General features: G+C 66.9%; 23 protein-coding genes. 13 read left to right on the forward strand and 10 right to left on the reverse strand.

All coding sequences use genetic code 11. From position 1 onward, the window contains the following. Positions 1–63 precede the first annotated feature (63 nt). From MU553_RS19495 to MU553_RS19505, 3 genes are all read left to right on the forward strand, one after another. The gene (locus tag MU553_RS19495; RefSeq protein ID WP_247380770.1) at positions 64–1,569 is read left to right on the forward strand and encodes a carboxypeptidase M32; all 1,506 of its coding nucleotides are present in this window, start codon (positions 64–66) and stop codon (positions 1,567–1,569) included. Between the two features lie 51 nt (positions 1,570–1,620). After that, positions 1,621–2,463, forward strand: coding sequence for an SAMP-activating enzyme E1 (ubaA, locus tag MU553_RS19500; RefSeq protein WP_247380771.1), 843 nt, complete (start codon positions 1,621–1,623; stop codon positions 2,461–2,463). Between the two features lie 106 nt (positions 2,464–2,569). Continuing rightward, the gene (locus tag MU553_RS19505) at positions 2,570–2,953 is read left to right on the forward strand and encodes a DUF5658 family protein (RefSeq protein WP_247380773.1); all 384 of its coding nucleotides are present in this window, start codon (positions 2,570–2,572) and stop codon (positions 2,951–2,953) included. 6 nt (positions 2,954–2,959) lie between these two features. Here the strand turns inward: MU553_RS19505 and MU553_RS19510 are convergent, their stop codons facing one another. Together MU553_RS19510 and MU553_RS19515 are read right to left on the reverse strand one after the other, a co-directional pair. After that, a complete protein-coding gene (locus tag MU553_RS19510) occupies positions 2,960–3,370 on the reverse strand; it encodes a desampylase (RefSeq protein ID WP_247380774.1) in 411 nt (136 codons plus the stop codon). Continuing rightward, complete coding sequence (locus MU553_RS19515; protein WP_247380775.1) at positions 3,371–4,303, reverse strand: cobalamin-binding protein; 933 nt, start codon at positions 4,301–4,303, stop codon at positions 3,371–3,373. A gap of 147 nt (positions 4,304–4,450) precedes the next feature. On the opposite strand from MU553_RS19515, the gene MU553_RS19520 reads away from it, so the two are divergent. Genes MU553_RS19520 through MU553_RS19530 form a run of 3 tightly spaced genes read left to right on the forward strand, consistent with a single transcriptional unit; the run spans position 4,451 to position 5,940 of the window. Further along, a complete protein-coding gene (locus tag MU553_RS19520; protein WP_247380776.1) occupies positions 4,451–5,077 on the forward strand; it encodes a DUF6663 family protein in 627 nt (208 codons plus the stop codon). 43 nt (positions 5,078–5,120) lie between these two features. Further along, positions 5,121–5,471: a DUF8159 domain-containing protein gene (locus MU553_RS19525; RefSeq protein ID WP_247380777.1), complete on the forward strand. Its 351-nt coding sequence runs from the start codon at positions 5,121–5,123 to the stop codon at positions 5,469–5,471. A 34-nt stretch (positions 5,472–5,505) separates the two neighbouring features. Beyond that, complete coding sequence (locus tag MU553_RS19530; protein WP_247380778.1) at positions 5,506–5,940, forward strand: acyl-CoA thioesterase; 435 nt, start codon at positions 5,506–5,508, stop codon at positions 5,938–5,940. Between the two features lie 8 nt (positions 5,941–5,948). Here MU553_RS19530 and MU553_RS19535 read toward each other — a convergent pair whose 3' ends face one another. Continuing rightward, positions 5,949–6,569: a hypothetical protein gene (locus MU553_RS19535; protein WP_247380779.1), complete on the reverse strand. Its 621-nt coding sequence runs from the start codon at positions 6,567–6,569 to the stop codon at positions 5,949–5,951. 93 nt (positions 6,570–6,662) lie between these two features. Here MU553_RS19535 and MU553_RS19540 point away from each other — a divergent pair, with 93 nt between their 5' ends. From MU553_RS19540 to MU553_RS19550, 3 genes are all read left to right on the forward strand, one after another. Continuing rightward, on the forward strand, positions 6,663–7,835 hold the full coding sequence (locus MU553_RS19540) for an MBL fold metallo-hydrolase (protein WP_247380780.1): 1,173 nt from the start codon (positions 6,663–6,665) through the stop codon (positions 7,833–7,835). A gap of 177 nt (positions 7,836–8,012) precedes the next feature. Beyond that, positions 8,013–9,578 carry a DUF7282 domain-containing protein gene (locus MU553_RS19545; protein ID WP_247380781.1) on the forward strand — a complete coding sequence of 522 codons (1,566 nt, stop codon included), beginning with the start codon at positions 8,013–8,015 and terminating at the stop codon, positions 9,576–9,578. 106 nt (positions 9,579–9,684) lie between these two features. Then, complete coding sequence (locus MU553_RS19550) at positions 9,685–10,458, forward strand: SDR family NAD(P)-dependent oxidoreductase (protein WP_247380782.1); 774 nt, start codon at positions 9,685–9,687, stop codon at positions 10,456–10,458. Positions 10,459–10,479: 21 nt separating this feature from the next. On the opposite strand, the gene MU553_RS19555 is transcribed toward MU553_RS19550, so the two are convergent. The 4 genes from MU553_RS19555 to mutL all read right to left on the reverse strand — a co-directional run bounded on the left by MU553_RS19555 (position 10,480) and on the right by mutL (position 16,933). Beyond that, positions 10,480–11,844 carry an MFS transporter gene (locus MU553_RS19555; RefSeq protein WP_247380784.1) on the reverse strand — a complete coding sequence of 455 codons (1,365 nt, stop codon included), beginning with the start codon at positions 11,842–11,844 and terminating at the stop codon, positions 10,480–10,482. A gap of 84 nt (positions 11,845–11,928) precedes the next feature. Further along, the gene (locus MU553_RS19560; RefSeq protein WP_247380786.1) at positions 11,929–13,122 is read right to left on the reverse strand and encodes a carboxypeptidase-like regulatory domain-containing protein; all 1,194 of its coding nucleotides are present in this window, start codon (positions 13,120–13,122) and stop codon (positions 11,929–11,931) included. Between the two features lie 99 nt (positions 13,123–13,221). Then, positions 13,222–14,193, reverse strand: a complete 972-nt coding sequence (locus MU553_RS19565) for a sugar kinase (RefSeq protein ID WP_247380788.1) — start codon at positions 14,191–14,193, stop codon at positions 13,222–13,224. Between the two features lie 538 nt (positions 14,194–14,731). Then, a complete protein-coding gene (gene mutL / locus MU553_RS19570) occupies positions 14,732–16,933 on the reverse strand; it encodes a DNA mismatch repair endonuclease MutL (protein ID WP_247380791.1) in 2,202 nt (733 codons plus the stop codon). 123 nt (positions 16,934–17,056) lie between these two features. Here mutL and MU553_RS19575 point away from each other — a divergent pair, with 123 nt between their 5' ends. Next, entirely contained in the window at positions 17,057–18,070 is a 1,014-nt protein-coding gene (locus MU553_RS19575; protein ID WP_247380793.1) for a lysylphosphatidylglycerol synthase transmembrane domain-containing protein, read from the forward strand. Between the two features lie 20 nt (positions 18,071–18,090). Here the strand turns inward: MU553_RS19575 and MU553_RS19580 are convergent, their stop codons facing one another. Together MU553_RS19580 and MU553_RS19585 are read right to left on the reverse strand one after the other, a co-directional pair. Next, positions 18,091–18,507, reverse strand: coding sequence for an SRPBCC family protein (locus tag MU553_RS19580; RefSeq protein WP_247380796.1), 417 nt, complete (start codon positions 18,505–18,507; stop codon positions 18,091–18,093). 62 nt (positions 18,508–18,569) lie between these two features. After that, positions 18,570–19,061: a pyridoxamine 5'-phosphate oxidase family protein gene (locus tag MU553_RS19585; protein WP_247380800.1), complete on the reverse strand. Its 492-nt coding sequence runs from the start codon at positions 19,059–19,061 to the stop codon at positions 18,570–18,572. A 135-nt stretch (positions 19,062–19,196) separates the two neighbouring features. Between MU553_RS19585 and MU553_RS19590 the strand changes: the two genes are divergently transcribed. After that, positions 19,197–19,568, forward strand: coding sequence for a hypothetical protein (locus MU553_RS19590; RefSeq protein ID WP_247380803.1), 372 nt, complete (start codon positions 19,197–19,199; stop codon positions 19,566–19,568). 1 nt (position 19,569) lies between these two features. On the opposite strand, the gene mutS is transcribed toward MU553_RS19590, so the two are convergent. Next, entirely contained in the window at positions 19,570–22,272 is a 2,703-nt protein-coding gene (gene mutS / locus MU553_RS19595; protein ID WP_247380806.1) for a DNA mismatch repair protein MutS, read from the reverse strand. Positions 22,273–22,449: 177 nt separating this feature from the next. Here mutS and MU553_RS19600 point away from each other — a divergent pair, with 177 nt between their 5' ends. Together MU553_RS19600 and MU553_RS19605 are read left to right on the forward strand one after the other, a co-directional pair. Further along, on the forward strand, positions 22,450–23,940 hold the full coding sequence (locus tag MU553_RS19600; protein ID WP_247380809.1) for a CocE/NonD family hydrolase: 1,491 nt from the start codon (positions 22,450–22,452) through the stop codon (positions 23,938–23,940). 134 nt (positions 23,941–24,074) lie between these two features. After that, entirely contained in the window at positions 24,075–25,325 is a 1,251-nt protein-coding gene (locus MU553_RS19605) for an MgtC/SapB family protein (RefSeq protein ID WP_247380812.1), read from the forward strand. Positions 25,326–25,328 lie beyond the last annotated feature (3 nt).

Raw genomic sequence — 25,328 nt, forward strand, 5'->3', positions numbered from 1 at the left:
CTCGCGAGCCGAATCACCGGGACGGCGCGACCCTTTTTGACGCTGGGCCCTGACGGACCGACGATGAGCGACACCGCTGCCCCGGAGACTGCCGAGACGTACGAGCAGTTCCTCGACCACGTGACCCGGATGACGAACGTCCAGAACGCCGCGGGCATTCTGAACTGGGATCAGCAGGTGATGATGCCCGACGCGGGCACTCCCGCTCGCTCCCAGCAGACCGCGGCGCTCTCGACCGTTCACCACGAGATGCTCACGTCCGACGACCTCGCCGACTATCTCGAGGAGCTCGAAGCGACCGACCTCGGCCCCGAACAACAGGCCGTCGTTCGGGAAGTCCGCCGCGAGCACGAGCGCGCCACGCGCGTCCCTGGCGATCTCGTCGAGGAAATCTCCGAGACCACCTCGAACGCGCTGCCCACGTGGAAACAGGCCAAAGAGAACGACGACTTCGAGGCGTTCGCCCCGACGCTGGAGAAAGTCGTCGAGCTGAAACGCGAGTACGCCGCGCACATCGACCCCGACCGGGATCCCTACGAAGTGCTGTTCGAGGACTACGAGCCCTACCTCGGACTCGACACGGCCGAGCGGGTCCTCGAACGACTGCGCGACGAACTGGTCCCCCTCATCGACGAGATCAGCGACAGCGACGCCGAACTGGCAAGTCCCTTCGAGGGCACCTACGACGAAGGCACTCAGGAGGAACTGGTCAGAGACGCGCTCGACACGCTGGGCTACGACTGGGATCGGGGCCGACTCGACACGGCGCCGCACCCGTTCTCGATGGGGACGCAGTTCGACGCGCGGGTGACGACGCGCTTCAAACCCGGCGACCCGCTCGACGCCCTCGGCTCGACCATCCACGAGTTCGGCCACGCGACCTACACCCTCGGCCTGCCACAGGACCAGTACGGCACGCCGCTGGGCCAGTCGCGCGACCTGTCGGTCCACGAGTCCCAGTCGCGCCTCTGGGAGAACCACGTTGGTCGGTCGCGTCCGTTCTGGGACCTGTTCGCCAGCCACGTCGACGACCACCTCGGCGTCGACGCCGCCCCGCAGGAATTCTACGAAGCGGCCAACCGGATCTACCCGGACAACCGCATCCGCGTCGAAGCCGACGAGTTGACCTACCACCTCCACATCATCCTCCGGTTCGAGATCGAACGCGACCTCGTCAGCGGCGACCTCGACGTCGCCGAGGTCCCGCAGGTCTGGAACGACAAGATGGAGGAGTACCTCGGCGTTCGCCCCGACACCGACGCCGAAGGGTGTCTCCAGGACATCCACTGGACCCACGGGAACTTCGGCTACTTCCCGACGTACTCGCTGGGCAGCGTGCTGGCCGCCCAGCTGTTCGCCGCCGCGGAAGACGACCTGGACGACCTGGCGGGTGACGTCCGCGCGGGCGAGTTTGACGGACTCCACGCCTGGCTCACCGAGAACGTCCACAGCCACGGCTGCCGGTACACCACCGACGACCTGATTCGGGAGGCGACCGGCGAGTCGTTCACCGCCGACTACTTCCTCGACTACGCGACCGAGAAGTTCGGCGACCTCTACGACCTCTGAACGGTCGGCAGGGACCCGGTCGTTTATTCGCCCGGCCCGCGTACCACGGGTATGAGCGGTCTCAATCTCGGGCCGGAGCAACTCGACCGGTTCTCCCGGCACATCATCATGGACGACGTCGGCCCCGAGGGCCAGAAGGCGCTGCTCGACGCGCGCGTCCTCGTCGTCGGCGCGGGCGGGCTCGGCTCGCCGATCATCCAGTACCTCGCGGCCGCGGGCGTCGGCACGCTCGGCATCGCCGACGACGACGACGTCGAACGGAGCAACCTCCAGCGCCAGGTCATCCACGCCGACGCCGACGTGGGGCGCCCGAAAGTCGACAGTGCCGCCGCGTTCGTCACCGATCTCAACCCCGACTGCACTATCGAGCGCCACCACACCCGCATCACGGCCGAGAACGTCGACGACCTGATCGCCGACTACGACTTCGTCGTCGACGCCAGCGACAACTTCGCGACCCGCTATCTCGTCAACGACGCCTGCACGCTCGCGAACAAACCGTTCTCCCACGGCGCGATCTACCGCTTCGAGGGGCAGGTCACCACCTTCGCTCAGGAAGACGATTCGCCGTGCTACCGCTGCATGTTCCCCGAAGCGCCGCCAGCGGGAACCGTCCCCGACTGTTCCGAGGCTGGCGTCCTCGGCGTGCTGCCCGGCACCGTCGGCTGCATCCAGGCCACCGAGGTCGTCAAGTGGATTCTCCGCGGGGCCGACCTCCTGCCCGAGAGCGAACTGCTCGACGGCCGGTTGATCTTCTACGACGCCATGGACATGACCTTCGAGGAAGTCCCCGTCGAGCCCAATCCCGACTGTCCGGTCTGTGGCGACGAGCCCGCCATCTCCTCGGTGCAGGACGTCGAATACGTCGAAACCTGCGCGATCAGTGCCGACTGACGGGTCGTCCCGGTTCCCCACGATATGTTTTCATTCCTGATATTCGGGCGCGTAACTTTATGTTTGGAATTCGGCAACTGGTGGGTACGCAGGTGACTCCCACACCATGTCGACGTCGTCCCCTGACTTCGGAGTCGAGTTCGGGCTCGGCTTTCTCGGTGCGAGAGAACTGGGCTACGCCGAGTTGGTTTTCGCCCAGATGTTCGTCTGGGGAATCGGCGACGCGGTGTCGACGCTACTCGCGTTCTCGTTGACCGGCGATCTCTCGCTGGAGGCGAACCCGATCGTTCGGGCGGTGTTGCTGCACGACCCGCTGCTGTTGCTCGTGTTCAAGGGCGCCGTGGCCGCCGTCGTCGGGATCACGCTCATCGAGTGCCGTGACGTCGTCATGCGGGTGCCGCTGTGGCGGTCCTGGATGTTCGTCGTGCTCGGGCTCGGCTCGGCCGTCGTGGCGTCGAACTTCTACGTCGGTTTCGCGATGCTCGTCTGACCGCCGTCACCGCACTGCGACGACTTCCTGGCTGAACGCGTCTCCCGTCCAGCGCCAGGCTCCGACGTAGGGGTGGGCGCCGTCGAGCGAGACGATGACGTAGGTGTATCCCTCCCAGGTCGCCCGCGCCCGGTCGGTCTGACTCGGCCGTGGTGGTCCCTGTGGATGGGAGTGGTAGAAGCCGACGACGTCTCGTCCCGCGTCCTCGACGTCGTCCATCACCGCGAACTGTTCTTCGGGATCGATGGCGTACTCGGTCCGCGGCGCGTCCGCGGCGTTGTCGGTCCGATAGCTCGCGCCGGCGTGGCTCTCGTCCGCACCGAACTCGCCACCGAGGATGCCACACACTTCTTCGGGGGAACCCGTCCGAGCGTGCTCTACCACGTCGTCGTAGACGCCTCGCGAGAGAACCAGCATCTACGCGAGGACTTCGGCCAGCGGCCGGGCGGCGTCCGTCGGCGGCGCCTCGAACAGGTCGGGGTGGAGCAGCGCTGCCAGATATTCGAGCGTCTCGACCAGCCGTGGCCCGGGTCGATTGACGTAGTTGTGTCCGTCGAGCGCGTACGCCCGACCGTCCTCGACGGCCGTCAGCTCGTCCCACCCCGGGCGCTCGGTCAGTTCGTCGACGTTCGCGACGGTCTGTTCGAGTTCGAACCCGCAGGGCGCGGCGACGAGGACCTCGGGATCGTACTCGGTGATCTCGGTCCACTCGCGCGGCTCCGACCGGTCGCCGGGCGCGGCGAGGCCGTACTCGCCGCCGGCCATCGCGACCATCTCGGGCACCCAGTGGCCGGCGACCATCACGGGGTCGAGCCAGTCGAGCACAGCCACGCTGGGTCGCTCGTCGTCCATGCCGGCGATCGTCTGCTCGATGGCGTCGACTCGCTCACGGAGGTCGGCGACGAGTTCGGCCGCCCGCTCCGTTCGTCCCGTCGCGTCGCCGATCCGGCGGACGTCCGCGAACACGTCGTCGAGGCTGTGCGGATCGGTCGTCAGGACGGCGGCGTCGATGCCGGTCCGCTCGATCGCCTCTTCGACGAGCACCTCGTCGACGGCGCAGACGTCACAGATTCCCTGGGAGATGACGAGATCGGGGTCGAGCGCGGCCAGCGTTGCCGTGTCGATCTCGTACACGCCGTCCCCGTCTTCGGCAGACGCGACCTGGTCGTTGATCGCCTGGCTGCTGGCGTCGGGATCGATCCGTGACCGGTTGACGACCGGTTTCTCGGTCGCCTCGGGCGGGTAGTCGCACTCGTGGGAGACGCCGACCGGCTCCAGTCCGAGGGCGTACACGATCTCGGTCGCCGAGGGGAGTAACGAGACGATTCTGGGAGTCTGGTCCGATGTCATGGGCGACCCACAATTGGTCGTTGGTTCGGGCACCAGCGGCATGAATCTGCTGGCGTGGGGAGCCGGTGCGGGCTGGCGCCGACGCCGTGTGCCAGCGCTGACTGTCGTACCCACGGGTCTTTAGGTATCGGCTGTATACGCACCACCATGGCAGCGACCGAGTCCGGGACGTATCGGGTGTTCGAGAGCGACCGCGACCGCGAGGGTGCGGACGTGGTAGACGAGTGGCTCCTCGTCAAAAAAGGGGAACAGGAGCCGACCTACGTGCAGGCGTCGGGCTACTACGAGCCCCTCCAGTCGACCGTACAGGAACTCAAACCGGGGTATCTCGTCGAGGCGACGCTGGCGTGGAGCGGCGAGGGCGACCCGTCGTTCGCCGAACTCTCCATCGAGACCCGGACGCTCGTCGAGTTCGTCGACGGCGTCCCGGACATCTTCGAGCAGGCAAAGGAGACCTTCGAGCAGGGCAAGCGCGAGCACATGCCCATCTACTCGAACGTCACCTACGACACGGACGGCGACGCTAACGGCGTCCTCTACACCTTCGCGAAGCAAAAGGGCGAGAAAGACATCTTCACCGAGTTCCAGGACGGCCGGATGACGCTGGAACCGATGATCGACAAACTCGGCGACGGCGGCGAGGAGCCGCCCTACGAGGTGTTCGTCATCCGCCCCGAGGACACGAAGTTCCTCGTCGTCTATCTCACCCTGGAGAAAGACGGCCTGCTGGCCAACACCGTCCGCGACGAGTACGAGTGCCCGCGTCCCGCGTGAGTCCCACCCAAGACCCAAACGCCGACCGGTCCTAGTTCTGCGTATGTCCGTCCCGGACGACATAGACGAGCGCATCGAGAACCGCCTGATGAGCCACGGCATCTACGTCACCGACTTCGCGCGGGACGCTGACGCCGTCGAGATCACCTACGAGACGGTCCACGGGACCGAGGGCGTCCCGCACCGAGACATCGGACGCGTCGTCAACGTCCTCCGAGAGTTCCGCGAGGAAGGCTGGGAGGCGGTCGACGTCCACGGCATCGTGAAGAACCTCGACGGGGAGCCTCTGGGGTCGTGGGACGCGGACGCCGCGTGGTTCCGCGACCTCGCAGCCGACGACATCACGGAGACGGAGTTCTCCCAGCGCGTCCTCGACACCATCGAGGAGGCGTGACAACGGTTAACTGCACCCCGCGCGCCTACGTCGCATGGACGAGTTGCCCGTCGTCTGGGAGAACCGCGTTCGCTTCGAAGAGACGGACATGCAAGGAGTCGTGTTCTACGGTAACTACGTCACTTTCCAGGACGAGGCGTCCTCGGCGTATTTCCGCGCGATCGACTACAGCTACGGGGCGATCGCGGAGGCTGGCTGGGACATCCACGTCGTGAACGTCGATCTGGACTACCGCGGCCAGGCGACCTTCGAGGACGAACTGGTCCACGGCTTCCGCGTCGCCACCATCGGTGAATCCAGCATGACCTCCGAATATGCCGCCTGGCGGCCCGCCGACGACGAACTGCTCGCCGAGGGGACGGTCACCCACGTCGCCGTCGACGGCGAGACCGGCGACCCGACGCGCGTTCCCGACGAGTTCCGCGAGGCCGTGATCGACTTCCAGGAGCGACCGCCCGAACAGGCCTGACCGGCCGCTCAACAGACCGGCTTCGGGTCGATTCCCATCGCACCGAGCGTTTCGGCGTAGTCGGCGTAGGCGGCGTCGACGACCTCCGTCACGGCGGTCTCCGCCTGCGTCCACTCGGCGTCGTTCTCGCAGAGGCCGTTCAGGGCGACCGCGCCGTCGTTCAGGCGGGCGTTGACGCTCGTCCGCACGTCGCGGACGAGGTCCGCCCGTCGCTCGTCGGCCTCGTTGACGAAGAAGTTGATCGCCTGCAGGAGCGTCCCGTCGAGGACGAGCGACTGGCCCACGAGACCGGCCGCGACCGCCTCCAGCGTCACGTCGACGTCGAGCGGTGCTGTGAGGTCCCTGGCTTCGGGCAGGGAGTCGAGTGCTGCCGCGAGTCGGTCGGCGTTCTGGCCGGCCGTCCGTGCAGCGTCCGCGAACGCGTCCGCCGCTTCGTCGGTCGCAGCCCGCTCGGCCCACTCCCCGTACGCTGATTCGAGCGTCCGCTCGGTTTCGACGACGACCGCCAGAACGGTCGACGGTTCGAGTGCCGCTTCGGTGGCTGCGATGAGTGCCTTGTCCGATTTGAGTCGCTCTAGCTCCGTCCGTTTTTCCTCCCGGACGCGTTCGACGAGCGTCTGGCCGTTCATGGCGTGTCGTTCGGACGCGTCGGATATATCGGTTGCCGTGGCTGTGGCCGGCTCGGCAGACGGTTTATTCGCCAGCCCCGTCTACAGGGACCTATGACCGACTACCCTGAACCCGACGTCGAGGTGGACGCGGTGGCGCCGACCACACTCGCCGACCGCCTCGACGCCGGCGAGTCTGTGCGACTGCTCGACGTGCGCAACCGCGACGAGTTCGAGGCCTGGCAGATCGACGGCGCCGAAACGACGCTCGTCCCCTACATGAAGTGGCTCCAGGCGGACGTCCAGGACTCGGTCGCCGACCTCGCCGCCGACGTCGACGGCGACGGTCCGATCACCGTGGTCTGCGGTCGCGGCGAAGCCAGCGCGTACGTCGCCGGCCTGCTCACCGAGGCCGGCATCGACGCCCAGAACCTCGCCGACGGCATGGAGGGCTGGGCGCGCGTCTATCGCGCCCGCGAGATCACCGACTCGGACCCGACCGTCGTCCAGTACCAGCGCCCGGCGAGTGGCTGTCTGGGCTACATGATCGTCTCGGCTGGGGAGGCCATGGTAGTCGATCCGCTCCGGGCGTTCACCGACCGGTACGTCACCGACGCCACGGAGCGGGACGCCGAGATCACGACCGTCGTCGATACCCACGTCCACGCCGACCACGTGAGCGGACTTCGCGAACTCGCCGCCGAGACCGGCGCAACGGCAGTGCTGCCGCGGATGGCCGTCGAGCGCGGCGTTACCTACGACGTCGAGACGATCATCGACGGCGAGGAACTGACGGTGGGGGACGCCACGGTCGAGGTCCGCCACCTCCCGGGCCACACGACCGGCATGACGGCGTTCCGGGTCGGCGACGTGCTGCTCTCGGGCGACAGCCTGTTCGTCGAGAGCGTCGCCCGCCCGGACCTGGAACGCGGCGAGAACGGCGCGGAGGTGCTGGCGGCCCACCTCTACGAGTCGCTGACCGACCGCCTCGCGGCCCTGCCCGACGAGACGGTCGTCGCGCCCGGCCACTACGGCGAAGCGGCGACGCCGGCTGACGACGGGACTTACACCGCGACGCTGGGCGACCTCCGCGACGACCTGGCGGTGTACTCGATGGGCCGTGCGGAGTTCCAGGCGCTCATCCTTCGGGACGTCCCGCCGCGGCCGGCGAACTTCGAGCGCATCATCGCGGCGAACCTGGGCCGCGAAGACCTGGACGACGAGGACGCCTTCGAACTGGAACTCGGGCCGAACAACTGCGCGGCCAGCCCCTCGATCGCGGACTAATCTTCGGGCTCTGCCGTTCGGTAAACCCGTCCTCACCGGTTGTTCGTGAAACCGGTGGCGTAATGGTTAGAACAGAAGAATTTTATCATTACAAACACCCGTTTCGACTGCTGACGAACCCTGGCCGGGGACGATCCCCGCTGGCCGGTGGACGCGTCGGCCCTCCTTCAGATAGCTATGAACTCGAGGTCACCTGTCGGTCGCATCCTGGTACTGTCGGTGCTCGCTCTCACACTCGCGCTCTCGTCGACCGTGTTCGTTCCCGCTGGGGGCGCCACGGTGACGGAGAACGGCTCCAATACCACGGCGAATGAATCGGTCGAGATGTCGGTCTGGACCGCGCCAGCGTCGCAGTTCGATTCGCTACGCACCACTCGGGACGTCCACGATGCTATCGAGAACGGGACGCTCACGCGGAGTCGCACTGTTGCCAAGCAGGACGTCGTCGTCTTCGCTGTCGAGTCGCCACGCGCCGTCGATGCACTCCGACGGGAGCGAAACAGCAGTCAGAACGCTACCGAGGCGTTCGTCGCCCTCGAAACGCGATCTGACGAGTTCAATCTGGAAATGTACAACGTGAACATGTCTGGGATGGCGGACGACCCATACCTGGACGTCCACGAAACCGCAGCGAACGACGGACTGCGAGTCGTCCCGGACGAGGGCAACGACACCCTCTACGTGGCGATGAAGCACGACAGAATTGTTTTCGAGGGGTGGCCGATCCCGTCCGATATCTCGGGGATGATCTATAACGCGAGCTTCTCCATCAATGACTCGGCGCAATACCGGGCCAGCGCCGAGTTCCGACTCGTCAATCGGACGTTCCGGTTCGACACCGGCTCGGGCGACGTCATCAGACTCGGCGGGCAGTTCCGCTGCCATCTCATTACCGGACAGACCTCGGTTGCACCCGGGACAGAGTTGCCGATCCGACTGAACGGGAGCGATCCCACGTATCCCATACAGGAGACCGCTGTCGTCGACACCCAGCAGTCAGTGAAAGCGATCGTCGACGCTGATCTGCCGACGAACGTGACGTTCGAGGTATCGGTCCCGACGATTCCGGGGGCGACGGCAGAGGGACTGATCGGTTCAGACACGCCAGCGGCCTTTTCGGACGTTCGGTTCGATCCCCAGTCGGTGCAGAACGGAACCGTCACGCTCGATAGAGCGATGACTGGTGGCGGTGGCTTCGTCGTCCTGTACCCGGCGTCGGTCGTCGACGAGATCGCCACTCGGGACGCCTCCCAGGGTTGCGTTCAAACGCGGATCAATCGGAGCCTGGCGAGTGATCGTATTGTCGGCGTCAGCGACTACCTCGTACCGGGCGAACACGAGAACGTCACCGTACAGTTGCGTTCGTCTCTCGATCAGAACCGGACGCTCGTTGCGGTCCCGCACCTCGACACCAACGACAACGAGTCCTTCGACTTCCCGGCGACTGGACCGGACGCACGGCGAGCCGGGTATCCTGTGACCGACGGTCCAGCGGCACTGAACGGGTCACTCGTTACCGACGCAGCGCTGGTCTCGGTGGAGACGCCGACCGAATCCACGACGAGCACGCCTCCCGCCGCGTCACCAACCGCCTCACCGTCAACGTCGCGAACGTCTACCATTGTGACTGCGGCCCAACAATCTCAGCAGACAGAGACGACCACCGCGGACGGCCCCGGATTCACGTCCACGCTCGCGACGCTCGCGTTCCTCGCGGTGGCACTCCTTGGCATTCGGGGTTAGGACAAATTCGGTAGCGAGACACAGCACTTTGGCTAATTCTGGAAACTATATTCGGAGATATGCTATTACTGGTAGATTTATTGTGCTGGCGTCCGTCGGTCGTCGCATGCGACTCGAAGACGAGACAGTGTTCATCACGGGGGCGGGGTCGGGGATCGGCCGCGCGACCAGCCTCCGGTGTGCCGAGGAGGGAGCGTACGTCATCGTCACCGACGTCGACGAAGACGGCGCAGCGGAGACCGTCGAACAGATCGAGAACCTCGACACGGGCGGGGCGGAATCGCATCGCCTCGACGTGACCGACGCCGAGGAGTTCGACGCGATGATCGAGGCCACCGCCGAGGAGCACGGCCTCGACGTCGTGGTCAACAACGCCGGCACCGGCCATCCGCCCCAGAGCATGGAGGACGTGGGCGAAGCCATGCGCGATTACGTCATCGACGTCAACATCAAGGGCGTCTGGAACGGCTGTCACGCCGCGCTGCCGATCATGAAAGACCAGGGTCACGGCGCGATCGTCAACGTCGGCTCGCTCGCGTCGATCTTCGGACTGCCCAAGCAGGCCGCCTACTCGCTGACGAAGGGAGCGGTCCTCAACTTCACCCGTGCCGTCGCCGCCGAGGCAGGTCCCTACGGCGTCCGAGCCAACACGGTCTGTCCGGGCTTCACGGACACGCCGATGGTCCAGCAGATGTTCCAGAGCTACGACGATCCCGAGGCCGCTCGCGAGAAGATGGAAGAGGGGTACCCGCTCAAACGCCTCGGTGAGGCCGAGGAGATCGCCGACGCCATTCTCTTTCTCGCCTCCTCAGAGGCCTCCTGGATCACCGGCGAGGGACTGGTCGTCGACGGCGGGTTCCGGACGGCCGGCGGCGGCTAACTACTGTCCGGACACCAGCCGTCACGCGGTGCCGTTCGCGTCCTCGATGGTGAATCGTTTCCCGAACACCAGGAACAGCGCCGTCCCGACGACGCCGACCGCCGTCGCCGCACCGAAGGCCAGTTCCGGCGAGTACGCGCTGTAGAGCCAGCCGCCGACCAGCGCGCTCGGGATGGTCACGGTGTTTCGAATCAGGTAGTACGCGCCGGTGACGCGCCCGCCCGTGTCCTGTTCTGCGGGGCCGACGATGAGCGCCTTGTGGGCCGGGAGGCCGGCGAAACGCAGCCCCGAGAACGCAAAAAGGAGGCCGACGATCCAGGGGTTCGCCGGCGCGTTGATGAGCAGGATCGGAAAGAGCGCGTACACGGCGAATCCGATCGCGACGACGGGTTTGAGCCCCACGCGGTCGGCCAGGCGGGCAACTGGAACCATGCTCACCAGGGCGACGACCATCTCGACGGCCAGCAACACGCCGAAGAGGGCGTCGGGCGAGAGATAGCCGACGACTGGGAGCGTGACGCTGACCGCGAGGAACTCGGTGACCACGATGACGAAAAAGACGTACACCATGCCGTTGGCGAAGCGGACGAGCGTGTCTCCGAGCAGCAGCGGGGGTAACTCCTCGGGCATCCCCCGGAGGTCCGCGACGACCTGCGAGATTCCTTCGAAGGACTTTCCGAACGAGTCCCCGCTCGCGTCGTAGAGGCGATGCTGGACGGCGGTCGCCACGAACCCGAAGGCGGCTGCGACCGCCAGCACCGCCTGGAAGCCACGGTCGAACCCGAGGGCGGCGATGAGGGCCGCCGCAAGCAGGGGCCCGATCAGGAAGGCAGTCCGGCGCACGGTTTCGGTGCTGGCGAACCCGGTCGCCAGGTGGTCCGGCGCGACGCTCTGCTTGACGATGGCGAAGGTCGCGCCCAGCCCGAAGGACTTCCAGGTCTGTGCCAGAAAGAGACCGAGGAACACCCCGACCGGCAGCACGATCGCCTCGACGTCGAACGGTCCCGCGCTGGTGGGGCCGACCGTCACGGTACCGAACAGCGGCGCGGCCAGCCAGACGAGAAAGCCCACGGTCGAGGCGAGGCCGAACGCCGTCAGCGCGACCCGTGACCCGATGCGGTCCGAGAGCGCGCCGCCCGGATACGGGTACACGGCGCTGATGAGGTTCCCGACGCTCCCGTACAGGCCGATCGCCACGCCGCCGGCCCCGAGCAGGCTCATGTAGCGGGGCAGGTAGCGACTGGTCATCTGGAAGCCCAGGGAAAAGGAGAACATCGCGACAGAAAGCACGAGCACGTCCCGTTCGAGCGCGAAAAACTGTCGGATCGTCGCGAGCGCTCCGAGCTCCTCGTCGGCTCGTCGCGCACTCGCTCCGGCGTCTGCCATACCGGGACTTGCCGCCGATCCCTGTTAAATCGGGCTTCTATCCGCTCTGTGGGTCACAGTTCCTCACAGCAAACCGGGCCCCGGTCAGCGGCGTGCGAGCACGGCGATGGCGAGGAGCGCACCGACGAGCGCTAGTAGTGGGGTGAAGCCGGGGCCGCTGCCGTCGCTGCCGTCGGTTCCGGCGGTGGCCGTCTGCTCGCCGTTGTTCGCGCTGGGATCGATCCCCTCGATCGTCGCGGTCGCCACGAGGTCGTCGGCCGTCGCCTGAATAGTGTGCTCGCCCTGGCTGTCGACGGCGAACGTGAGTCCCCCGTTAGCGTCGGTTTCCCCGATGCTGGCGCCGTCGACCGTGACGGAGGCGTTCTCGACCGGCGTGCCGTACTCGTTGGTCACGTCGATGCTGACGTTCTCGCCGACGACGACTCGGTCGGCCAGCGAATCGATGCTGATCGCCGGCGTTCGTTTGATGTTCACGTTGAGGCTCGTCGGCTCCTCGTCGACGTTGAGGTCCTCGCTCGCCGTCTCGTAGCCCTGTTTCGTGATCGAGACGTCGTACTCGTTGTTGACGGGCACGCTCAGCGTGTTCTCCCCGTTCCCGAGGGTCTGGACGCCCGTCGCGACGCCCTTGACGTCGATGCTGGCGTTCTCCAGCGGCCTGGCGGACTCGAAGTGGTCGTCGGTGACGTTGAACGTCACTGTCACCGACCCCTGCTCGATGCTGAGCGATTCACTCGCGTCGCCGTCGACCTGGATCATCGTGTCGTTGCGCAGGTACCCCTCCTTGAACACGAACAGGTGGTACTCGCCCTGCTCGATGGCGTCGGTCTCGTGGACGCCGTTCTCGTCCGTCCGCTCGTTGACGACGCGGGTCCCGTCCTGCCAGAGGCGCACCCAGGCGTCCTCGACCGGCGTTCCGCGCTCGTTCGTCACTTCGACTGTCGCCGATCCCTTCTCGGCGACGGTGATCTCCACGTCACCTGCACTGGCGCTCTCGATGTCGTAGTCGGTGTTCCGAATGTACTCGCCGCTCGTCACGTCGATCTCGACGTTGGCACCCGACGGCACGTCGATCAGCGCCTGCCCGTTCGAGCGCGTCGTCTCCGTCGCGCTGCCACCGTCCCAGGTGGCCTCGACGCCTGCATCGGCGACCGGGTCGCCGTCCCGATCGACTACGGAAATTGTCAGTGTCACATCCTGTGTCGTCTGTGCGGTTGCTGTCATCGGGACGCCCGACAGCAAGACGACGACTATGAGGAGTAGAGCGGTCGTGCGCGTCATACCCACACCGTCGGATGGATGTCATAAACCTCTATCGGCCTCGCGTCACTTTCGGTGTGGTGTCACTCAGTCGACGCCCCGTCGGTGGTGGGCTCGGGCTTAGCGGAGCGCCCCTCGCGCGTTTCCGGGACTCCCCTCGTCGAGTTCGTCGACGATACGTTCGACTTCGTCGGGCGTCACCGTGGGGACCGGCCCCGGGATCGTACGGGTCAGCGTCGCGGCCGCGACGCCGTGCGCGAGCGCGTCGCTGATGCCGTCACCGGCCAGCCGGCGGCTGAGGAACGCACCGATGAACGCGTCGTGTTCGCCGGTCGTCTCGACGGCCTGCGTTTCGACGGCGTCGCTCTCGTGGATCGTCGCGTCGTGCCAGACCAGCGCGCCGTGTTCGCCCTGGGTGACGACGACCGTCTCGAAGTCGTACTTCGAGCCGATCTGATGGGCCAGCTGAGACGCTTCGCCCGTCTGCTTCAGAACCGTCTGCACGTCGTCCTCGTTCGCCACCAGGACGTCGGCTGCCGGGAACATGTCCGTCAGCGTCTCGCGCGCCTCGCTGGCCGACCAGAGGTCCGGGCGGTAGTCGAGGCCGAGTACCGACGTGCCGCCGGCAGCACGCAGCACCGCCTGTGCCGTCTGCTCCACCGTCTCGGAGAGAGCGATCGTTTCACCGCTGACGAACACTGCCTGCCCGTCCTGCACGTCGTCCATCGGTAGCTCGGCCGGTTCGGCCGTCTCGATCGCCGTGCCGTGCCGATCGTCCAGGACGTAACTGTCTCGCGGTGTGCTCCCCGCCTCGAAGAAGGTGAGTCCCTGTCTCGCCTCGCTCGCCTCGACCCAGCTAACGTCCGTCGTGATGCCGTGGCCTCGCAGTTCCGAGACCGCCCGCCTGCCCAGCGGCGTGTCCGCCAGCTTCGAGGCCCACGTGCTGTCCGTGCCGAGCCTGCTCGCCGCGACCGCGACGTTGCTCGCCGCGCCCGTCGCCCACACGTTCAACTGGTCCGCCGTCTCCAGCCGTGCGTGCTGTGGTGGCGACAGCCGCAGCGCCGTCTCCCCGAATGTCACTAAATCCGTCATATCCCTGCAAATGCATACGGGGGGCTTAGTTCGTGGGGCCGTTTCTCACGACAAACCACCTTTTTCTTCGTCGGGTCGCGGCTTCGCCGCGACCGCTCCTCGAAAAACGTCCCCAGAAATTGAAGATTTCTGGTGGGCCTCGCAAGAACTCCACTCTTGCGGACGTGGGCGAAAAAGGCGGAACTCGCGCCACGGCGCGAGTTCCGGGAACCGCGCTCCCTGCGGTCGCGCGGATGCTGGTGGTTAGTTGAGTGTCGTCACTGATTCTCGTCACCTGTCTCTCTGGGGCCGTCGGTGGTTGAGATGGTGAACTGTCGGTTCTCTGGGTTGTAATACTCTCGTCCAAAGAACCCTCTGAGTGCCATTGTCGTTCCAACGTACGAGGCTGCGACGAGGACGACGAATCCGAGCGCAAAACTGAGGACCAATTCAGCGACCATGCTTTACAGCAAAACCTCTGTGGATTTGTTGTCTTTGAATAGTATTTTGCGCGCCACGACCAGGCCTATACTGACGGAATCCGGTGCTGCGTACCGTCTTACCCGCCGTGCCCGGGGTAATCGCGCTCGAACCGCGACTCGATCTCCTCGCGGTCGAGTTCGATGAGCACGGGGCGGCCGTGGGGACAGGCCCAGGGGTTCTCGCAGTCGTCGAGCGCCTCCAGCAGCGCGAGCACCGACCCCTCGGTGAGCGACGTGTTGCCCGTGATCGAGGGGTAACAGGCCAGGTCCGAGATCAGTTCGTCGGCCACGGCGTCGACCGTCTCGGCGGCCGCCGCCTCGCCCGTGACGAACGCCGAAAGGACTTCCCGGACGAGTTCCGGACCAGCCGCCTCGGCCACGAGGTCCGGCACCGTCCGGACCTCGACCGTCCGGTCGTCCACGCGCTCGGCCTGGAACCCCAGGCGCGCGAGCGCGTCCTCGTACTCGGTGAACAGCTCGGCTTCCCGAGCAGTCACGGAGAGGTCGACCGGGTTCGCCAGCGCCTGGGTCGCCGTCTCGCCGGCGAAGCGCTCGCGCAACCGCTCGTAGTTGACCCGTTCGTCGGCCGCGTGCTGGTCGATCAACACCACCCCGTCGTCCGTTTCGGCAACCACGTACGTATCGTGTATCTGCCCGAGCACTCGCATTGCCGGGAGTCGATCGAACGCCTCGGTGTCTCCGCCCACCGCCGCCTGGTCGTCGGTGCCCAGGCGCGTCTGTGCTGACCCCGGTCGGAAGCGACCGGCCTGCTCGTGGGAACTCTCGGTACCGCTGGACTCGGCGGCCTCGGACTGTCGCGTATCGGAGCTCTGCGACGCCGGCCCGTCAGTCGATGGTGGGCTGGTCGACGGCCGGTCGACTGCCGATCCGTCCGCTCGTTCTTCGACACCGGGGTCGGCCTGGGGGCTCGCGTCCGAGACTTCGGTCTCTCCACTGCTGGCCTCTGCAGGGTCGGCGACATCGCCACCGTTCGCCGCGCTGACGCCGCTCGTCTCCCGGATGTCGTCGGGGCCGATCGGGTCCTGCTGTCTGGTGGGCGGGTCCGTCGGTGCCGGCTCTGTGCTGGCCGCGTCGGTCGGCTCGTCGGGTCGGTCCGCCTCGGGTGCGTCCGCCGTCCCCGCCGTCCCCGCGGTCTCGGCATCGCCCTCGGCGTCGTCACTGCGTTCCGGCACGATCTCGGCCTGTGCCGGCGCGGACCGACCGCGGGGCGCCGACGAGCGGACGATCCCCTCGCGGAGGAGCGCCTCTTCGACGGCCGTCTGGACCTGTTCCCGGACGCCGTCGCTGTCGGCGAAGCGGACCTCCATCTTGCGCGGGTGGACGTTCACGTCCACGGTGTCGGCGGGAAGCTCCAGGAAGAACACGGCGAAGGGATAGCGATCGGGCGCCAGTTGGTTGCCGTAGGCGTCGACGATGGCGTCCCGAACTGTCCCCGAGCGGACGTACCGACCGTTGACGTAGGTCGTCACGTAGTCGTTGCTCGCGCGGGTCGTCTCGGGATGACTGACGAGCCCCGACACCGATTCGAGCGGGCCGTCTGGCAGGTTCGAGTCGTTCTCGTCCGACTCGTCGGGATCGACCTCGACCATCCCTTTGGCGACTTCGCGACCGTAGACTGACATCACCGTGCTCTGGAGGTCGCCCTGGCCGGTCGTGGCGAACGTCTCCCGGTCGTCGTGGGTCAGTGAGACCCGGACGTCCGGGTTCGCCAGCGCGTAACTGGTCACCACGTCGTTGACGTGGGCGAACTCCGTCCCGTCCTGTTTGAGGTACTTCCGGCGCGCGGGGACGTTGTAGAACAGGTCCTCGACTTCGATAGTGGTCCCCTCGGGACAACCGGCCGGTTTGACTTCGGCCACGTCGCCGCCCTCGACGCGGAGTTCCGTGCCCGTGTCTCCCCCGCGAGGTCTGGTCTTGATGGTCAGGCGCGAGACCGCGCCGATGGCGTGTAGGGCCTCGCCGCGGAACCCGAGCGTGGCGACGCCGGATTCCAGGTCCTCGATGTCGCGGATCTTCGAGGTCGTGTGTTTCTCGACCGCGCGGCGGACCTCGTCCTCGCTCATGCCGATCCCGTCGTCGGTGACGCGGATGCCGTCTTTGCCGCCGCGCTGGACGGCGACCTCGACGCGGCTGGCGTCGGCGTCGAGGCTGTTCTCGACGAGTTCCTTGACGACCGACGCCGGTCGCTCGACCACCTCGCCGGCCGCGATGCGCTCGACCGTCTTCGGATCGAGTTCCCGGATGGACCCCTCGCTCATACCTGCTCGAACGTCCCCAGGGGCAAAAACGTGCTGTGGTTGGTGGCATCCACTCGCCGTCAGACCGGCGCCCCGACCGGGACCGGGTTGAAGGACGTTCACGTCGTACCATGGACGACCCGCATGGCCACCCAGAACGCGTTCAACGGCGGGACGGTCGCGAAGGTCGGCGCCGGGTTCGCCATCGCGCTGGTGCTCCTGTACCTGTTCGGGACCGTCGTCGGCTGGGCCGCGATCGCTCGCACGCTCAGGGCGGCTGACCCCCGGTGGTTCGGGCTCGCGCTCGCCTCGACCACCCTCGGACTCGCCGCCTGGGCGAAAGCGTGGGACGAAGTGCTCTGCGTGATCGACGTCGACATTCCGTTCCCGTCGCTCGTCGTCACGTACTTCGCCGGCACCTTCGCCGACTACGTGACGCCGATGGGGAAGGCCGGCGGCGGGCCGCTGATCGCGTACCTCCTCTCGACGGACGATCGGATCAGCTACCACGAGAGCCTGGCGACGCTGACGACCGCCGACCTGCTCAACCTGGTCCCGTACTTCCTGTTCGCCGTCGTCGGTGGTCTCGGCCTCGCATTCCGCGGCGGCCTCCCCCGTCGTGCGGACCTGCTCGCGGGTGCGCTCGGTGGCGTCGCGGTCGTCGTCGGGAGCGGCGGCTACCTCGCCTGGCGCTATCGAACGACCGTCACGTACTCGCTCGTCGCTCTCCTCACGCCGGTGCTCGAACGGACACCCTTCGTCGACGTCGCGACCGTCCGCGAGGAGATTCACGGCTTCTACGAAGAGATGGACCGGATCGCCGACGAACCGCGTCTGCTCGGCTACACGCTCGCGCTCGGCGTCACCGGCTGGGTCCTGTTCACGATCCCGCTGTATCTCGCCGGCCTGACGGTCGGCGTCACGCTCGACCCGCTGGTCGTCATGTTCGTCGTGACCGCCAGCACCGTCGCCGGCCTCGTGCCGACGCCCGGCGGCCTCGGCGGCGTGGAGGTCGCTCTCGTCGGGTTACTCGTCGCGCTCACGCCGCTCAGCGCCGGGTCCGCCGCGGCCATCGCGCTGCTCTACCGCGTGGCGAGCTACTGGTACGTCCTCGGCGTCGGCGGACTCGCCGCCTTCTACGAGGTGTACTCGTACTGATGGACGCTGTCGGTGTGGGCTCACTCGCCGGTCTCGGCTGCCAGGTAGTCGAACTGGGCGGTCAGTTCCTTCGTCCGCTGGCGCCTGATGACCGTCCCGTCGAGGATCGCCCCCACGCCTCCGACGTCGAGCGCGAACTCCGTGGTCGCCGTGATCTCACAGCCGTCGTCGGTCGGTTCGATGGTGTATCCGGTCCACATCTCCTCGAAGATACCGTCGCGCTGCTCGTAGGCCAGGACCGCGTCCGCGTCGTCGAGGAGTCGCAGCTCCAGTTCGATGCTGGCCATCGCGAACCCCTTCCCGATCGTCAGTTCCTCCCCGTCGCGTTCGACCGTGCTGAAGCCGGCCGCGCGCATGAACGGTTCGACGTCCAGGACCTCCGCCCGGACGGCGTCGGGCGGCGCTGCGAGCGACCGCGAGAGCGAAACCGTCTCCATACGCGTCCTGGTCGCTCGGCTCGTATATATTCACCTGCTACTAATCAGCTGGTGGCCGCACGTCAGTCCGCCTCGGTCTCGTCGGACTCGCGCCGGAACCCCGGCGGCAGGCCGGTGTGTTTGATGCCGACCTGTTCGTCGATCTCGAACTGATACACTTCGACGCCGCCGGAGGTCTCTCCGGAGACGAACAGGTCGGGTCGCCAGGCGTTCTCCATGGCGGCTTCGTGGTCGTCCAGTTGGTCCATCGGGACGGCCTCGATCGAGCCTTTCAGCAGCACGCTCTCCCAGCTGAACATCGATTCGGCCTTGTACACGAGGAAGCGAGCGGTCTCCGTCTCGGCCGTCAGCGACTGCTTGCGGCTGCTGGACCCGATCACGTAGGTGAAGTAGAGTCGCGACTCGCCGTCGTACCCGTACGAAAGCGGGAGGAGATACGGCCCCTCTTCGGCCTGGAGGCCCAGCACGCCCACGCCCTGGCTCGACAGGAAGTTCTTGATCTCGCCGTCGTCCATCCACTCCATCCCATACTCCCGGAGCTCGTCGAGGGACATAGTTCCTAGACCCACAAGTGGCCTCATTAATCGCTCGTGCGTCAGCACAGCGAGACGACAGTCTGCGTACGGTTTTCCGCTCCCTGCCCGTCGCAGATCGGTCGAACTAAACGACCGACCGGCAAGTGTCGCAGTATGAGCAATACCGCCCAGACCCATCCTGTGCCGCGAGAGCACGCGGAGACGGCTCGCGTGCGCAAGCAGGACACGTCACACCCGTGCGCACTCACTGCCAACGACATCGACTCGCTGCTCACGGCCGTGCACGAACAGGCGATGGCGATTCGCGATACCCTCGCAGAGCGCGCCGACCGGACCGAGCGGATCACGACCGAGCGCGGTGAGGCCGTCGTCTACCTCGGGCCGGACGTTCTCGAGACCGTGCTCGACGCGATGGATCTCGGGGACTGCGTGCGGCGGTCGATGGCCCGCGTGGCCCACACCGAGACGGCGGCCGCCCACCTCGACGTGGCAGACGAGGCCGTGGTCGTGGCGCCGCCCCGCTAACTCACTCGCCGTCGAGTTCCGCCTGCCACTCCTGCACTTTCGCCAGCAACTCGACCGGTGGCGTCTCGTTGACGTCGACGTCGCGTAACTCGTCGAGCACTGCTTCGGTCGCCGGATCGAGCCGGGGATCGTCGTCCTCGGACGTGGCCTGATTCGGACTGCCGTCGGTCGCGACGCGCGTCTCGCCGCTCGTCTGCTCGTCGCCTTTGAACTGGCCGGAATCGAGGTCGAACACGACCTGCGTCGTGTCGCCGCCCTCGCTGCCCCCGCTCCCGCGTACCTCGATGGCTTCGTCTTCGCGCAGCCGGTCGAGGACGTCGCGCGAGCGGTCGACGACCGGCTCCGGGACGCCGGCCAGGTCGGCGACGTGGACGCCGTAAGACCGGTCGGTCGGCCCGTCTCGCACCGTCCTGAGGAAGGTCACGTCGCCGTCCGTCTCGTCGGCAGCGACGTGGACGTTCTCGACGGACGGGAGTTCATCGCCGAGCGTCGTCAACTCGTGGTAATGCGTCGCGAACAGCGTCCGGGACCGGATCTCGTTCACGATGTACTCCGTGGCGGCCCACGCGATCGAGATGCCGTCGTACGTCGCGGTCCCGCGGCCCACCTCGTCCAAGATCACGAGCGAGTCGTCGCTGGCCGAGTGGAGGATGTTCGAGAGCTCCTGCATCTCGACCATGAACGTCGAGCGACCCTGGGCGAGTTCGTCGAGCGCACCCACGCGCGTGTAGATGCCGTCGACCAGCCCCACCCGGGCCGCGTCGGCGGGCACGAAACTCCCGACCTGCGCCAGCAGCGTGATGAGCGCCGCCTGGCGCATGTAGGTCGATTTCCCGCTCATGTTCGGCCCCGTGACGATGAGGAAGCGTCGATCGTCGTCCATCCGGAGGTCGTTCGGGACGAACTCCGTGGTCTGTTCGACGACTGGGTGACGCCCCTGCCGGACGTCGAGTTCGCGCGACTCGGCCAGCTCCGGCCGGGCCCAGTCGTTGCGGACGGCGTGGGCGGCCAGACTCGCCAGCGCGTCGAGTTCGGCCAGCGCCCGCCCCACGTCCTGAAGCAGTTCCGCGTGGGCAGCCACCCGTTCGCGCAGCTCTCCGAACAGTTCGTACTCTAAGTCGCCGCGCTGTTCTTCCAGCCGGAGGATTTCGCGTTCGCGCTCTTCCAGTTCGGGAATCGTGTACCGTTCGGAGTTCTTGAGCGTCTTGATGGGTTCGTACTCGTCGGGAACTTTGTCGGTCTCGCTTTTGCCGACCTGGATGTAGTAGCCGTCCGTCTTGTTCCGGTCGACCTGGAGGTGCGTGATGCCGTGCTCGCGTTTCTCGCGGTCGTCCAGCGTGGCGATCCACTCCTTTGCCGCCTCGTGGCGCTCGATCAACTCGTCCAGTTCCTCGTCGTACCCCAGCCGGAACAGGCCGCCCTGCGTGACCGTCGACGGCGGGTCCTCGACCAGCGCCTCGTCCAGTTCGGCCGCGAGCGACGCGCCCGTCTCGCGGTCCGGCTGTTCGATCACCGACGCCAGCGGCGAGTCGGCCAGCCGCGGCGTCTCGGCGACGAGGTCTGCGGCCTGGGGCAACAGGTCCAGCGTGCCCTGCACACGGAGGAGATCGCCCGCGTCGGCGCTCCCCGAGGCCGCTCGACTCGCGAGCCGTTCCAGGTCGTAGCCCCCGTCCAGAATCTCGCGGAGTTCCTCGCGGGCCATCGCCGCCTCGGTCAGCGCTGCGACCGCCGACTGCCGGCGTTCCAGTTCCGTCCGCGATCGTCGCGGGCGCTGGAGCCACTCCTTGAGCAGGCGGCCGCCCGCGCTCGTGACGGTGTGGTCGATGGTCGCGAACAGCGAGCCGTCCGTGCCGCCGTGCATCGTCTCGGTGAGTTCGAGGTTGCGCTGGGTCGTCGCGTCCAGATCGACGTGGTCGCCCGAGCCGTACTGCTGCAGGCGGGTCACGGCTGCCAGCGCCCCCTGCCCGGTCTCTTCGACGTAGGAGAGCACTGCGCCGGCCGCCCGAATCGCTCCCTCGTCGTCGGCGATGCCGACCGCGTCGACGGTCTCCTCGCCGAACTGCTCGCGGACGGTGTGGCGGGCTCTGCCGGGCGCGAACGCGTCGGCGGCGTGTAAGGTCAGCGTCGCGTCCGTTCGCTCGCGGATGCGGTCGAGCAGGACGTCGTCGGTGCGGACGGTCGGGCCGGGCAGCACCTCGACGGGATCGAATTTATAGAGTTCCGTCACGAGTTCGGCCGTCGCGTCCGCGCCGTCCAGGCCGGAGACGAAGAACTGGCCGGTCGTCACGTCGGCGAAGGCGACGCCGTAGCGCTCGTCGCTCCCGCTGCCATCGCTGACGACGGCTGCGAGGTACTGCGCGTCGTCGGCCCCCGTTTCGACGAGCGTGCCGGGCGTGACGATCCGCGTGATCTCGCGTGCGTGCCCGTCGGCTGTCTCGTACTGGTCGGCGACGGCCACGCGGTAGCCGCGCTCGACGAGCGCCTTCAGATACGGCGTCAGGTCGTCGAGCGGAACGCCCGCCATCGGGTACGACGAGCCGTGGCTCGACTTCTGGGAGATCGTCAGGTCGAGTTCCTCGGCGACCAGTTCGGCGTCCTCGTCGAAGAACTCGTAGAAGTCCCCACACTGCATCGCCAACACGTCCGCGTCCGTCTCGGCCTTCAGGGAGAGAAACTCCCCCACGATGCCCGTCGCCTCTGTCATACCTTCGGGTGTGCCCGACAAGGGGTAAAACGCTACGGGTCGTCACCGCCGACGGGTGCGACGCCGGGAGTCTCCCTCGGGTCACGTCCGATCTCGGACCATCATATAAATTTCCGTGGATGCGCGGCAATTAAAATAGGGGCGAGTGGCTGCACACTGCAAACGTTGGGGAGTTCAATGGTACGCGAAACCGATGGGGATGGGAGCGGTGTCAACAGACGACAGCTACTGCGGTCGGCGGGGGTCGCCGCGACGGGACTCGCGCTCGGAACCGGGACGGCCTCGGCGTCGGGGTTCGGCGTGTCGACGTCGGACCACACGATCAGTTCCTGGGACGGCACGGAGCTGGCGGCGACGCTGTACGTGCCCGGCGGGAGCGGGCCACGTCCGACAGTGCTGATGACCCACGGCTGGGGCGCGTTCAGACAGTCGCCGCTCACAGCTCCGAAGGCGCTCACCTACGCCAAGAACGGCTACACGGTGCTGACGTACGACTCGCGAGGATTCGGGAATTCCGACGGTACCGTGGGCCTCGACGGCCCGCGTGAGACCAAAGACGCCCAGGCGCTGATCGACTGGCTGGCGAAGCGGCCGGAAGTCGCCCTCGAGGGAACTGGAAATCCGAAACTCGGCATGGACGGCGTCTCGTACGCCGGCGGCATCCAGTTCCAGGCCGCGGCAGCCGACGACCGCATCGACGCCATCGTGCCGCGGATCACCTGGAACGATCTCACCTACTCGCTGGCCCCGAACGGCGTCATCAAGAGCGGCTGGCTCACCATCCTGCTCGGCCTGGGCACTATCGGAACGGCCGACGGCGATACCGATTCGCAGGTCACCGACCGGCTCTACGAGTGGTACAAAGACGCCGTGTGGAACAACGAGATTCCGGCCGACGCCGAACAGGCGTTCCGGAACCGCTCGGTGGCCTCCAAAGACGACTTCGACACGCCGGCGTTCCTCGTCCAGGGCTGGGACGACACGCTGTTCAAGCCCAACGAAGCGCTGTGGACCTACAGACAGCTGCAGGACGCCGGCGTCGACACGCGGCTGGCTTTCTACGAGGGCGGCCACGCCGTCGAGGAAATCGCGGTGCCGCTCGACGCCCGCGAGCACATGAACGGCCTCGCGGTCTCGTGGATGGACCAGCACGTCCGCGGCACCGACGCGGAGGTGCCCCGGACGACGAGCTACCTCAAACAGCGCGACGAGTGGCGGACTGATTCCGAGTGGCCGCCCACCGACGTCTCGAAACGGGCCTACGACCTCGGCGCCGCGAGCAGGGACGGCGAGGCAACCATCGAGCAGTGGAGCTGGTGGCACGACACCGAGGTCACGTACACCTGGACTGTCGGCGAGGACGTCGAGGTCGTCGGTACCCCCGAACTCGACCTCTCGTTCGACGTCCACGGCGACGAGGCGCGCCTGTTCTTCAATCTTCAGCACGACGGCGAGAACATCAACGACGTGGGCGAAGTGTACCGCATCGGCAATTCCGGAACCAACCGCATCAGGTTCAGCTACCCGACGCTCCAGCGGTTCTGTTCGAAGGGCGACGAACTCGGCCTGCAGATCAGCGTCTCGAACCCCTTCTATCTCGACTCGCGGGACTCCGACGGCGTGACCGTGCGCGCGAGCGAATCGCGCGTGCTGCTGCCACAGCGGTAGAGCCGCCGTCTGTCCTGCTCTGGACCGGCGGAGTCCCGGCTTCGGCCGGGACCGCCGCGCCGCCTGTGACTTCCGTGTCCACCGTCCACACCCCGAACATTGACCCGTACCGGCTTCGAGTAGCCAGTTGAGAGATGTTCGAGTCGCTTTCGGGATCGACGCTGTCGCTCGTGGTCCGACTGCTCGTCGCGCTCGGGATCGGCGGCCTCGTCGGGATGGAGCGCGAGCAGAGCGAGTCCGCGGGCACCTTTGCGGGCAGTCGCACGTTCCCGCTGTTCGGGCTCTACGGGGCGGTGGTGCAGGCCTTCTTCCCCGATTTGCTCCCGGTCGCGCTCGCTGTGCTCGCAGTCCCTCTCACCGTCGCCTACGTGGCCAAGATCGCGACCGTCGGCGACGTCGGGCTGACGACGGTGATGGCGGCGCTGGTGACGACCCTCCTCGGTGCGCTGACGATGCACTCCGAGCAGGGACTCCTCGTCGCCGTCGTCGTCGGGGGTGTGATGACCGTTCTGCTCTCTGCGAAAGACCCCATCCACGCAGTGGCCGACCGCATCGACGAACGGGAACGTCGCGCCGTCGCGAAGCTCATCCTCGTGACGCTGGTCGTCTTGCCGGTGCTCCCGAACCGAGAACTTGCCGTCATCGGCGGACTCAACCCACAGTTCGTCTGGCTGATGGTCGTGTTCGTCTCCGGACTCGGCTTCGTCGCCTACCTCCTGACGCTGGCGATCGGCACCGAACGCGGCATCATCCTCACGGGCGTCCTCGGCGGGTTCGTCTCCTCGACGGCGACGACGGTGTCGATGGCCGAGCGGACGGCCGAGAACCCGTCGCTGTACAGGGTGGCCGGCGTCGCAGCCGTCATCGCCGCGACCGTCATGTTCCCGCGGGCGCTCGTCGAAGTCGCCGTGGTCAATCCCGCCTTGCTCCCCCACGCCGCGGTCCCGATGCTCGTGATGACTGTCGTCGCCGCGGTGGCCACTGTCGCGCTCTACTGGTATTCCGACGAAAGCGAGGCGATCGACACCGAGATGACCAATCCCTTCCGGCTCCGGTCGGCGCTCTTTTTCGGTGCCCTGTTCGCCGCTGTGCTGCTGGTCTCGGAGTACGCGAACGCCTGGTTCGGGAGCCGGGGCATCTACGTGACTGCGTTCCTCTCCGGACTGGCCGACGTCGACGCCATGACCCTCTCTCTCAGCAAACTCGCCGCCGAAGGATCGGTCTCGCCGGACGTGGCGACGACCGGCATCGTCATCGCGGCTATCGCGAACACGCTCGTCAAGGCCGGCCTCACCTGGGTTCTCGGGACTCGCCGCCTCGGCCGGCGCGTCACCGCAGTGCTGGGCGTCGCAGCGCTGGCCGGACTCGTCGTCGTGATGGTCTGACGG

The organism is Halorientalis brevis (assembly GCF_023077655.1).